We start from the raw sequence: 11,473 nt of genomic DNA on the forward strand, positions 1-11,473 counted from the left end.
CGAGATAACGCGCTACAGCGTCTGCACGTCGACCACGCCGGACACCGCCTTGATCGCGCCGGCGATCTGCGGCGAGACCTTGAAGCGGCCGGGAAGCTTCATCTCGACCTCGGTTTCGAGGTCGAGCATGATCACCAGCGAGACGTCGCCATCGGCGCCCCCCGCCGGCGCGGGCGCCGGTTTGGCCGGCAGGCCCTTTGGCGCGCCGGGCACGACCGGCTCCGGCATGTTCAGCCGTCGCGCGATCGAATCCAGCGGCTTGGTGTCGCGAACGAAGATGCGAAGACCCTTCTGGGTTTTGGCCGCGGCGTCATCCAGCGGCTCGGCGTGCAGCACCCTCGCCCGCACGTCCTCGCCCTGCAGTTCGGCGCCGAGCTGCAGCAGCACGGCCGCCCCCGGCTCCAGCACGTCGCGATATTGCGCGAGGCCTTCGGAGAACAGCACCGCTTCGAAATGGCCGGTCGGATCGGACAGGCCCATGATGCCCATCTTGTTGCCGGTCTTGGTCCGCCGCTCCATGCGCGAGACGACCGTGGCCGCGACCTTGCCGGCGGTCGCGCCAGTTTTGACCGCGCGTGAGAATTCCGCCCAGGACTGCACGCGCAGCCGCTTCAACACCGTGGCATAGTCGTCGAGCGGATGGCCGGACAGGAAGAAGCCGATGGCGTCGTATTCGCGCCGCAGCCGCTCGGCCGGCAACCACGGTTCCATCTGCGGCAGCATGATGGTCGGAGCATCCGCGGCGCCGCCGAACATGTCATTCTGCCCGATCGTCGACGCCTCATGGCTGCGCTGGCAGGCGGCCAGAATAGCCTCGGCGCCGCCGAATACCCGCGCGCGGTTCGAATCGAGCGTGTCGAAAGCGCCGGCGGCCGCCAGGCTTTCGATCACGCGCTTGTTGATGGCGCGCGGATTAACGCGCGCGGCGAAATCGGCGAGCGAGGTGAACAGCCCTTTGCGCCGTTCCTCCACGATCAGTTCGACCGCCTGCGGGCCGACGCCCTTCAGCGCGGCCAGCGCATAATAGATGGTGTTTTCGCCAACCTCGAAGGTCGCACCCGAGCGGTTGATATTGGGCGCCTCGACCTTGATGCCGAGCCGCTGCGCCTCAGCGCGAAACTCGCTGAGCTTGTCGGTGTTGTTGAGTTCGAGCGTCATCGACGCGGCCAGGAACTCGACCGGATAGTGCGCCTTCATATAGGCGGTGTGATACGACACCAGCGCGTAGGCCGCGGCGTGGCTCTTGTTGAAGCCGTAGTCGGCGAACTTTGCGAGCAGTTCGAAAATCGTATCGGCCTGCCCCTTCGGCACGCCGTTCTTGACCGCACCGGCGACGAAGATCGCGCGCTGCTTCTCCATCTCGGCGCGGATCTTCTTGCCCATCGCCCGGCGCAGCAGGTCGGCGTCGCCGAGCGAATAGCCGGCCATCACCTGGGCGATCTGCATCACCTGTTCCTGGTAGATGATGACGCCGAAGGTTTCCTTCAGGATCGGCTCCAGGATCGGATGCAGATATTCCGGCTCCTCGTCACCGTGCTTGCGCGCGCAGTAGGTCGGGATGTTAGCCATCGGGCCGGGGCGATAGAGCGCCACCAGCGCGATGATGTCCTCGAAGCGGTCGGGCCGCATGTCGACCAGCGCGCGCCGCATGCCCTGGCTTTCCACCTGGAACACGCCGACCACATCGCCCCTGGCCAGCATCTGGTAGCTCGGGGCGTCTTCGATCGGCAGCGTTGCCAGATCGACTTGGATATCGCGTTGCCTGAGCAATTTGACCGCGACGTCGAGCACGGTCAGCGTCTTCAGGCCGAGAAAGTCGAACTTCACGAGGCCGGCGGGCTCGACCCATTTCATGTTGAACTGGGTCACCGGCATGTCGGATTTGGGATCGCGATAAAGCGGAACCAGTTCGCTCAAGGGGCGATCGCCGATCACGATGCCGGCGGCGTGGGTCGAAGCGTGCCGGGTCAGTCCTTCCAGGCGCTGCGCGATATCGAAGGCGCGCGCCACAACGGGGTCTTCGTCGCGGAACGCCTGCAGTTTTGGTTCACTCTCGATCGCCGCGGCCAGCGTTACCGGGGCTGCGGGATTCTGCGGCACCAGTTTGGTCAGCTTGTCGACCTGCCCGTAAGGCATCTGCAGCACGCGGCCGACGTCGCGCAGCACGCCCCTCGCCTGCAGCGTTCCGAAGGTGATGATCTGCGCCACCTGATCGCGGCCGTAGCGCTGCTGCACGTAGTCGATGACCTCGCCGCGGCGATCCTGGCAGAAGTCGATGTCGAAGTCCGGCATCGAGACGCGTTCCGGATTGAGGAAGCGCTCGAACAGCAGGCCAAACCGAAGCGGATCGAGGTCGGTGATGGTCAGCGCATAGGCCACCAGCGATCCCGCGCCCGAGCCGCGGCCCGGCCCGACCGGAATGTCGTTGTCCTTGGCCCATTTGATGAAGTCGGAAACGATCAGGAAGTAGCCCGCATAGTTCATGCGGTTGATGACGTCGATCTCGAACGCCAGCCGCTTCTTGTAGTCCTCCTCCGAGGTGCCCTGCGACAGGCCATGCACCGAAAGGCGCCTTGCAAGCCCCTCTTCGGCCTGACGCCTGAGCTCCGCAGCCTCTTCGGTTGCCGCATCGGACCCGGATCCCGCGCCCACTGTGAAGCGCGGCAAAATCGGCTTGCGCGTCATTGGCCGGAACGAACAGCGTTCGGCGATCTCGACGGTGGAAGCCAGCGCCTCCGGAATATCGGCGAACAGGACCGCCATCTCGGCGCGGGTCTTGAAGCGGTGATCCGGCGTCAGCTGTTGGCGGTCGGTCTCGGCGATCAGGCGGCCGCCGGCGATGCAGAGCAGCGCGTCGTGGGCTTCGTAGTCGTCAGTGCTGGCGAAATACGGCTCGTTGGTCGCGACCAGCGGCAGGCCCTTGGCATAGGCGAGATCAATCAGGCCCGATTCGACACGGCGCTCCTTGTCGATGCCGTGGCGCTGCAATTCGACATAGAGGCGGTCGCCGAACAGGCTGGTCAGCCGATCGCAGCGCGTCGCCGCCAGCGCTGAATGATCGCCGAGCAGCGCCAGCGAGATCGGCCCCTCGGGGCCGCCGGTCAGCGCGATCAGGTCATCCGAGTAGCCTTCAAGCCATTCGAGCTTGATGTGCGGAGACTGATGAACCGGCGTCTCCTGGAACGCCCGCGAGTTCAGGTGCATCAGGCTGCGGTAGCCGCGCTCGCGCGCCGCCAGCAGCACGATTCGCGCAGGCGCGGCGGCCAGCGCATTTCGCGCGTTGGGATCCTGGTCACCGAAATCGATCGCGAGTTCCAACCCGACGATCGGCTGGATGCCATAGCCCGCCATCTTGTCGGAGAATTCCAGCGCCCCGAACATGTTGTCGGTATCGGTCAGCGCCAGCGCCGGCTGGCGGTCGGCCTTGGCAAGCTCGCCGAGCTTGGCGATCTTGATCGAACCCTTCAGCAGCGAATAGGCCGAATGAACGTGGAGATGAACGAATCCGGCGTTGGACATGTCGCTTTGAGGGCTCTTGCATCGTGGATGGGAGCGATCGTCAGGCTCTCCGGAAAACTTCCCCGGGCGCCGACTCGCCAGCTCCAATGGTGATGCGTTGGGCTAGCGGAGTCCACGCGGAACGCTCAGCTTGCGCCCGCCATCCGGCTTTTCCCCAAGGGGCTGTCGAAGCCTGCTTTGGGGTGTCGCCGGCCCCGATCCCGCCCCCACCTCAGAGCTGGGGAATCAGCTGCGCCCACACCGCGATCATCCCGACAAACAGCGTAATCGACGCCAGAGCAGCGGCTTCTTCCACAAACATCCTCAACATCGCAGGCACTCCCGATCCAAGAACATATGAGGAACATTGTTCCTTTTTTGTTCTAAGAGTCAAGCGCGCGCCTGGCGGGTCAGTTTGAAGAATGACCCCCGTGGTTAATTCTCGGACCCGACTGCCCGTCGAAATGCCTATGATCTTGCGAGCTGGTTGGTTGGGGTCCCTAGGGCGTTTCGGGTGGCTTGCCGTTCCCGCCTTCTGTCCGAGGCCGTTCAATAAGCTCGTATGTGGGCACGTGGCCGCTATTCCACCACGACTCCAGCGCGGCCCCGCAGACCGTGCAGACCGCGTCACCTGTTTGCGGTACCAAGAACTTCTCTTCGGTACGTCTGTACTCGGCGCCGCAATTGCATTGAACAATCGTCGCCATGCCCCGAATATGCGCCCGGAACCGCCCGTTTTCCAGCCAGCAACCCTGCCACAATCAAACTGTCGACTTGGCGACTGGTTGAGGTCGCGGAGTCAGATGAGACGCCGCATCAGCTTTTCGATGTAGTCATTCACGGCATCTGCAAAGTCGCACTGAGAGCCGGGCCCGGCCGCGTCTCCGTGAGCTTTCACCACCGACCGAACGCTTTCCAAGGCGTCCCTTTGCTGGGGTGCGGGCGTCACGGCGACCAACTCGTTGATGGCATTTTCTGCCAGAGGAATGGCGCTCGTCTTAGCCTCCGCAATCAGCGGAGACAGCGCGGAGGTACATTTGTGTACGTTTTCCATGTCCCAAATATGCGCCCGGCCCGGCGCGTTTGCCAGCCCTCAGGGACCGTTGCTTGTCACTGGCACGACATCCCCGCTTCCATCGGCCCCCAGAAGCCACATTCCGTGGTGGGGTGATGGGGACCGCGCGCGTGAAGGCGGCCGTTGAAAATCAGCAGGGCTGCGGCGGCGAGCAGGACGGCTGAAACGATGATCGGGAATCTTATTTTCATGTCCCGAATATGCCTTCGGGAGCTGACCAATTCCAGCCCGCGCGGCTAGGCGGTCTTTCGTCCAAAGACCGGTGATGTCTTCTTGATCGGCTTCCAGCCGAAATAATCATGGGTACCGGACCAGGCGTGGATTTCGGTCTGGCAGACCATGCATTCGAATTTACCCGAATGCTTGTGCTGATGCTGCTCCCTCGTCGCGGAGTAATCCATCCCGCAACCGGGGCAGGTAAATTCTTCTGTCGTCCAGATGCTGCTTGCCATTGCGCAACTATGCGCCGGCGGCGAGGCGATTCAAGTCCGCGAAGTTCCTGTAGTTAAGGACGCGATAAGTGGACCGGCGTTCTCGCGTTAACAAACACTTCCGCAATGTCGAACCAGTGGGCTCAACAAAAAAGCCCCGGGCGACGCCCGGGGCTTCAATGGTCCCGCTAGCGAGTAGCGAAATCAGTACTTAGTTAGCTCAGTACTTCGCGATGACCGGGCCGCCGAACTTGTAGTTCAGGCGAGCGGTGACCAGGTCGACGTCCTGGCTGATGCGATCGGTGCCGAAGAACGCGCCAGCCGGCGTGGTGAAGGTGTAGGTCCGATCCTGCAGGAAGATGTGGTTGTACTCGACGCCAATCGACCAGTTCGGGGCGAAGCCGTATTCGAGGCCGGCACCGACCGTGCCACCCCAGCGGGTGTCGTCGCCGGTGGACGCAGCAAGCGCGCCAGCAACGGTGTTGATGTGGTTACGGTTCGAGGTCACAGCAGCACCGCCCTTGACGTAGAGCAGGACGTTGTTGACGGCATAGCCAACCTGACCGGTGAACAGGCCGAACGCGTCGATCTTCGAGTGGTTGACGAAGCCGGGGAACAGCAGGCTGGTGTTCGAGCCCTTGAAGTCAGCCCAGTTGCCCTGCGCTTCCAAACCGAACACCCAGGTGCCGGCCTGCCAGCGATAGCCGACCTGACCACCGACCGTGGCTCCGGATGCGTCATGGGAACCCTCGGGGCCAACCAGAACATTCGGGGCGACCGCGTCCCAATCAGTGCGGCTCCAACCGCCGCCACCGTTGACGCCGATGTAGAAACCACTCCAGTCATACACAGCGGCGATCATCGGCGGCGCCTTGGTGTAAGGACGCGCAGCGAGATCAGCAGCCACTGCCGGCGCAGCCGCGCCGAGCGCGATCAGGCTGGCCGTTACAAGCAAAACCTTCTTCATCTTTTTTAATTCCCGTTCCAGTTGGTACAGCCCCCAAGGCCGTGGCAGCGTCATACCATTGTTCGTTTGAATTACTGTAACTTGGCTGCAACAGCGGACGCGAAACGTCTTCCGTGGAAATGTAAGTTAATATTGTGTAACAGGCACTTTTCGAAACATTGTGTGCACGTTCGCCGCAGAAAAATCACAATGGAACCTTGCGGCGGTATCGGCGTGTGAGATTGTGTTGAAGAGATGGCACGCGTGCGCGGCTAAAGATGTTCAACGATCCGTGATCGAACCGGCGAGCGCGCCCCGAGCTAAACAAGATTCGGATGCATGGAGCGATTCCAATTCCATTGTGGAGCGGTCGTCATTCCAGCTCGACGACCTGACCGTCCACCAGCGACACCCGCCGGTCCATGCGCCCGGCCAATTCCATATTGTGAGTTGCGATCAGCATCGCGACCCGGGTCGCCTTCACGAGCTGCATCAGGGCGTTGAACACGTGATCGGCGGTGTGCGGATCGAGGTTGCCGGTCGGCTCGTCCGCCAGCAGCACCCGCGGCGCATTGGCGACCGCGCGTGCGATCGCGACGCGCTGCTGCTCGCCGCCGGACAGTTCGGCCGGGCGATGGGTGATGCGTTCGCCAAGACCGAGATAGGCCAAGATCTCCGTTGCACGCTTGATCGTCTCGTTGCGCTTGAGACCACGGATCATCTGCGGCAGCATGACGTTTTCGAGCGCGGTAAATTCCGGCAGCAGCCGGTGCTGCTGGTAGACGAAGCCGATGTCGGAACGCCTGATGTGGGTGCGCTCGATGTCTGACAATTGCGAGGTCGGCGCTCCCGCGACATAGACCTCGCCGTCATCGGGGCTTTCGAGCAGGCCCGCGATATGCAGCAGCGTCGACTTGCCCGAGCCCGACGGCGCCACCAGCGCCACCGACTGCCCGGCCCACAGCGCGAGCTTGGCGCCGTTGAGAATGGTCAGCGTCGCCTCACCCTGCGTGTACTGGCGTTTTATCTCGTGGAGATAGACCACCGGTACATCTTCCGCGCCCTCGGCCATTTTGTCCTCACTCATACCGGAGCGCGTCCACAGGATCGAGGCGCGCCGCGCGCCAGGACGGATAGAGCGTGGCCAGGAACGACAACGTCAGCGCCATGATCACGACGGCAGAGGTCTCGCGGAAGGCGATCTCGGCCGGAAGCTTCGAGAGGAAATAGATCTCTCGCGGAAATATGTCGGTGTTGGTGAGCCACGACAGGAATATCTGGATCGATTCGATGTTGAGACAAATCAGCATTCCGACGAAAAAGCCGGTCAGCGTGCCGACCACGCCGATCGCAGCCCCCGTGATCAGGAATATCCGCATGATCGAGCCACGCGAGGCGCCCATGGTGCGCAGGATCGCAATGTCCTGCCCCTTGTCCTTGACCAGCATGATCAGGCCAGAGACGATATTGAGCGCCGCGACCAGTACGATCATGGTCAAGATCAGGAACGTCACGTTGCGTTGGACCAGCAGCGCATTGAAGAAGGTCGAGTTGCGCTGCCGCCAGTCGACCAGGAACACCGGCCGCCCGGCCGCTTCCGTCACCAGCCTGCGGAAAGCGTCGATCCTGTCCGGATTGGAGGTGAACACCTCGATCGCGGAGACGTCGTCCTTGCGGTTGAAATAGGCCTGCGATTCCAGCAGCGGCATGAACACGAAGCCTGAGTCATATTCCGACATGCCGATCTCGAACACGGCAGCGACCTTGTAGGGCTTGATGCGCGGCGTGGTGCCCGTCGCGGTCACAGCCCCCCTCGGGGCAACCAAGGTGATGCTGTCGCCGGCACGCAACGACAACGTATCGGCGAGCCGGCGACCGATCGCGACGCCCTGCCCCTCGTCGAAGCCTTGCAACGTGCCCTGCTTGATGTTCGCCGAGATCGAGGTGAGGTTGTTCAGGTCAGCGGCGCGCATGCCGCGCACCACCACGCCCGAGGCGTTGAAGGCCGACGACGCCAGCGCCTGACCGTCAACCACCGGCGCGGCCAGCCGGACACCCTGAATCAGGCTGATCCGCTCGGCGACATCCTTCCAGTCGGTCAGTGGCGATTCCAGAGGTTGAACCAAGAGATGCCCGTTGAGGCCGAGGATCTTGTCCAGCAGTTCCTTGCGAAAGCCGTTCAACACGGCCATCACGACGATCAGCGTCGCAACGCCGAGCATGATGCCGAGGAACGAAAAACCGGCGATGACGGAAATGAAGCCTTCCTTGCGCCGCGCCCGCAGGTAACGCCCGGACAACAGCCATTCGAACTGCGAAAACGGCGGGGTACGAACTGTCTCCTTCATGGTCTCACCCATCACTCGTACCGGAGTGCGTCGACGGGATCGAGGCGCGCGGCGCGCCAGGACGGATAAAGCGTGGCCAGGAACGACAGCGTCAGCGCCATGATCACCACCGCGGTGGTCTCGCCGAAATCGATCTCGGCGGGCAGCTTGGACAGGAAGTAGAGCTCCGGCGAGAACAGCTCGGTATTGGTCATCCACGACAGGAATTGCCGGATCGATTCGATGTTCAGGCAGACCAGCATGCCGACGAAAAAGCCGGTCAGCGTGCCGACCACGCCGATCGCAGCGCCCGTGATCAGGAATATCCGCATGATCGAGCCCTGCGAAGCGCCCATGGTGCGCAGGATCGCAATGTCCTGGCCCTTGTCCTTGACCAGCATGATCAGGCCGGACACGATGTTGAGCGCTGCGACCAGCACGATCATGGTCAGGATCAGGAACATCACGTTACGTTCGACCTGCAGCGCGTTGAAGAAGGTCGAGTTGCGCTGCCGCCAGTCGACCAGGAACACCGGCCGCCCGGCCGCTTCCGTCACCAGTTTGCGGAAAGCGTCGATCCTGTCCGGATTGGAGGTGAAAACCTCGATCGCGGTGACGTCGTCCTTGCGGTTGAAATAGGCCTGCGACTCCGGCAGCGGCATGAACACGAAGCTCGAATCATATTCCGACATGCCGATCTCGAACACCGCGGCGACCTTGTAGGCCTTGATGCGCGGTGTGGTTCCCATCGGGGTCACGGCGCCCTTCGGGGCAACCAAGGTGATGCTGTCGCCGGCATGCAATGACAGCGTATCGGCGAGCCGACGCCCAATGGCAACGCCCTGCCCCTCGTCAAAACCTTCCAGCGTGCCCTGCTTGATGTTCTTGGCGACCGAGGTGAGGTTGGTCAGGTCCGCGGAACGTATGCCCCGCACCAGCACGCCCGAGGCGTTGAAGTAGGAAGACGCCAGGGCCTGGCCGTCCACGACAGGCGCGGCCAGCCGGATACCCTGAACCTGGTTGATACGCTCGGCGACATCCTTCCAGTCGGTCAGCGGCGATTCCAGCGGCTGAATCAAGAGATGTCCGTTGAGGCCGAGGATCTTGTCCAGCAGTTCCTTGCGAAAGCCGTTCATCACGGCCATCACGATGATCAGCGTCGCAACGCCGAGCATGATGCCGAGGAACGAAAAACCGGCGATGACGGAAATAAAACCTTCCTTGCGACGCGCCCGCAGGTAACGTCCCGACAACAGCCATTCGAACTGCGAAAACGGCGGGGTTCGGACTGTCTCGTTCATGGTCTCATCCATCTTTCGATAATCCCATGATTCGGGGCCAAATGTGGCCGGGAATGGCCAAGAATACCCGCCCCCCGTGGATAATCTTTATCCCGCGATCGACCGCTTATCGTCCAACTATCCTGGCGACCGCTTCGGCCGGGCTGAGATTCTCGCGCGAGCCGTCGCTGCGCCGCTTGATCTCGAGCTTGCCCTCGGCGAGGCCCTTGGGGCCGACCAGAATCTGCCAGGGGATGCCGATCAGGTCGGCGGCGGCAAACTTCGCCCCTGCGCGCTGATCGGTGTCGTCATAGAGGACATCGACGCCCTTGGCCTCGAGCTCGCGATACAGCGCCTCGCAGGCGGCATCGGTATCGCTGGAGCCCTGCTTCAGGTTCAGGATCACGGCGGTGAACGGAGCCACCGCCTCGGGCCATTTGATGCCGGCATCGTCATGGCAGGCCTCGATGATGGCGCCGACCAGGCGCGACACGCCGACGCCGTAGGAGCCGCCATGGATCGACACGTCGACGCCGTCGGCGCCCGCGACCATCGCCTTCATGGCGTCGGAATATTTGGTGCCGAAGTAGAAGATCTGGCCGACCTCGATGCCCCTGGTGTGCACTTTCTTGTCGGCAGGCACTTCGCTGTCGAAGCGCGCGGCATCGTGCACGTCCTCGGTCGCGGCATAGACCGAGGTCCATTGCTTGATGATCGGGGTCAGATCGCCGTCATAATCGACGTCGTCGCCCGGGATCGGCAGATTGAGCACGTCGCTGTCGCAATAGACGCCGGACTCGCCGGTCTCGGCCAGCACGATGAATTCGTGGCTGAGATCGCCGCCGATCGGGCCGGTCTCCGCGCGCATCGGGATCGCCTTCAACCCCATCCGCGCGAAGGTGCGCAGGTACGCGACGAACATCCGGTTATAGGAGCGCCGCGCCGCGGCCTCGTCGATGTCGAACGAATAGGCATCCTTCATCAGGAATTCGCGGCCGCGCATTACGCCGAAACGCGGACGCTGCTCGTCGCGGAACTTCCACTGGATGTGGTAGAGATTGAGCGGCAGGCTCTTGTAGGATTTGACGTAGGCGCGGAAAATCTCGGTGATCATTTCCTCGTTGGTCGGCCCGTACAGCAATTCGCGCTTGTGGCGGTCGCTGATGCGCAGCATTTCCGGACCATAGGCGTCGTAGCGGCCGCTCTCGCGCCAGAGGTCGGCAAGCTGCAGCGTCGGCATCAGCAGTTCCAGGGCGCCGGCGCGGTCCTGCTCCTCGCGGACGATCTGCTCGATCTTCTTCAACACCCGAAAACCCAGCGGCAGCCAGGCGTAAATGCCCGCCGCTTCCTGCCGCATCATGCCGGCACGCAGCATCAGGCGGTGCGAGACGATCTCCGCCTCTTTCGGATTCTCTTTCAGGATGGGCAGAAAAAACCGCGACAATCGCATGGGTCAACTCAGGGAATCAGGGGGACGAAAGGAAGAATGGCAGTGAAACCGGATCGGCTACGAAAATACAAGGCCGGAACACCTTAAAAAGCCGCAAGATGCGCGGATTTCCGGCCGTTTTGATCACCGATCTTGACCGCATAATTGCGGCGCGATCAGGTCCGGGTCGGTCTCCGCAGGCAATGACGGGAATGGTGCGTCTCCCGTACGATTCTGTCGTCCTGGCGAAGGCCGGGACCCATACCGCGTGATCTCTCGGTGAAGCCTCGGTAATAAAGACCGTTCGCAAAACTTCTCCCTGTGGTTATGGGTCCCGGCCTTCGGGACGACACGCGGATATAGTTTCGCATTCTCGCGGCGCCTTGCGCCCGAGGTTTGCAGGTTACTTTCGCCCCCGAAATTCAGAGGGCGCAGGGAATGCCGGATGCGCGCTGCACCCGCGGTCTCGTGTGCGATTGTGCTAAGA

Annotated in this window: 9 protein-coding genes; all 9 read right to left on the reverse strand. The window is 62.5% G+C overall.

What is annotated here, in order from left to right; translation table 11 throughout:
* Positions 1-12: 12 nt before the first annotated feature.
* Positions 13-3,519 carry a DNA polymerase III subunit alpha gene (dnaE, locus tag JQ574_RS31620; RefSeq protein ID WP_212384160.1) on the reverse strand — a complete coding sequence of 1,169 codons (3,507 nt, stop codon included), beginning with the start codon at positions 3,517-3,519 and terminating at the stop codon, positions 13-15.
* A gap of 778 nt (positions 3,520-4,297) precedes the next feature.
* A complete protein-coding gene (locus JQ574_RS31625) occupies positions 4,298-4,552 on the reverse strand; it encodes a hypothetical protein (RefSeq protein ID WP_212208083.1) in 255 nt (84 codons plus the stop codon).
* A 56-nt stretch (positions 4,553-4,608) separates the two neighbouring features.
* Positions 4,609-4,764, reverse strand: a complete 156-nt coding sequence (locus JQ574_RS31630) for a hypothetical protein (protein WP_212208084.1) — start codon at positions 4,762-4,764, stop codon at positions 4,609-4,611.
* Between the two features lie 45 nt (positions 4,765-4,809).
* Positions 4,810-4,974: a hypothetical protein gene (locus JQ574_RS31635; protein ID WP_312014766.1), complete on the reverse strand. Its 165-nt coding sequence runs from the start codon at positions 4,972-4,974 to the stop codon at positions 4,810-4,812.
* Positions 4,975-5,224: 250 nt separating this feature from the next.
* Positions 5,225-5,971, reverse strand: a complete 747-nt coding sequence (locus JQ574_RS31640; RefSeq protein ID WP_212208086.1) for an outer membrane protein — start codon at positions 5,969-5,971, stop codon at positions 5,225-5,227.
* Between the two features lie 352 nt (positions 5,972-6,323).
* Entirely contained in the window at positions 6,324-7,022 is a 699-nt protein-coding gene (locus tag JQ574_RS31645; RefSeq protein ID WP_212208240.1) for an ABC transporter ATP-binding protein, read from the reverse strand.
* Between the two features lie 7 nt (positions 7,023-7,029).
* Positions 7,030-8,310: a lipoprotein-releasing ABC transporter permease subunit gene (locus tag JQ574_RS31650; protein WP_212208087.1), complete on the reverse strand. Its 1,281-nt coding sequence runs from the start codon at positions 8,308-8,310 to the stop codon at positions 7,030-7,032.
* Entirely contained in the window at positions 8,310-9,590 is a 1,281-nt protein-coding gene (locus JQ574_RS31655; RefSeq protein ID WP_212001436.1) for a lipoprotein-releasing ABC transporter permease subunit, read from the reverse strand. The genes JQ574_RS31650 and JQ574_RS31655 overlap by 1 nt, the downstream gene beginning before the upstream one ends.
* 94 nt (positions 9,591-9,684) lie before the next feature.
* Positions 9,685-11,007: a proline--tRNA ligase gene (gene proS, locus JQ574_RS31660; RefSeq protein WP_212208088.1), complete on the reverse strand. Its 1,323-nt coding sequence runs from the start codon at positions 11,005-11,007 to the stop codon at positions 9,685-9,687.
* Positions 11,008-11,473 lie beyond the last annotated feature (466 nt).

Origin of the sequence: Bradyrhizobium sp. AUGA SZCCT0158 (assembly GCF_018130065.1) — a bacterium.
GTDB lineage: Bacteria > Pseudomonadota > Alphaproteobacteria > Rhizobiales > Xanthobacteraceae > Bradyrhizobium.

Coding starts and splice junctions, on each gene's coding strand:
- dnaE (WP_212384160.1), bottom strand. CDS start 3,519: ATGTCCAACGCCGGATTCGTTCATCTCCACGTTCATTCGGCCTATTCG.
- JQ574_RS31625 (WP_212208083.1), bottom strand. CDS start 4,552: ATGGAAAACGTACACAAATGTACCTCCGCGCTGTCTCCGCTGATTGCG.
- JQ574_RS31630 (WP_212208084.1), bottom strand. CDS start 4,764: ATGAAAATAAGATTCCCGATCATCGTTTCAGCCGTCCTGCTCGCCGCC.
- JQ574_RS31635 (WP_312014766.1), bottom strand. CDS start 4,974: ATGGATTACTCCGCGACGAGGGAGCAGCATCAGCACAAGCATTCGGGT.
- JQ574_RS31640 (WP_212208086.1), bottom strand. CDS start 5,971: ATGAAGAAGGTTTTGCTTGTAACGGCCAGCCTGATCGCGCTCGGCGCG.
- JQ574_RS31645 (WP_212208240.1), bottom strand. CDS start 7,022: ATGGCCGAGGGCGCGGAAGATGTACCGGTGGTCTATCTCCACGAGATA.
- JQ574_RS31650 (WP_212208087.1), bottom strand. CDS start 8,310: ATGGGTGAGACCATGAAGGAGACAGTTCGTACCCCGCCGTTTTCGCAG.
- JQ574_RS31655 (WP_212001436.1), bottom strand. CDS start 9,590: ATGGATGAGACCATGAACGAGACAGTCCGAACCCCGCCGTTTTCGCAG.
- proS (WP_212208088.1), bottom strand. CDS start 11,007: ATGCGATTGTCGCGGTTTTTTCTGCCCATCCTGAAAGAGAATCCGAAA.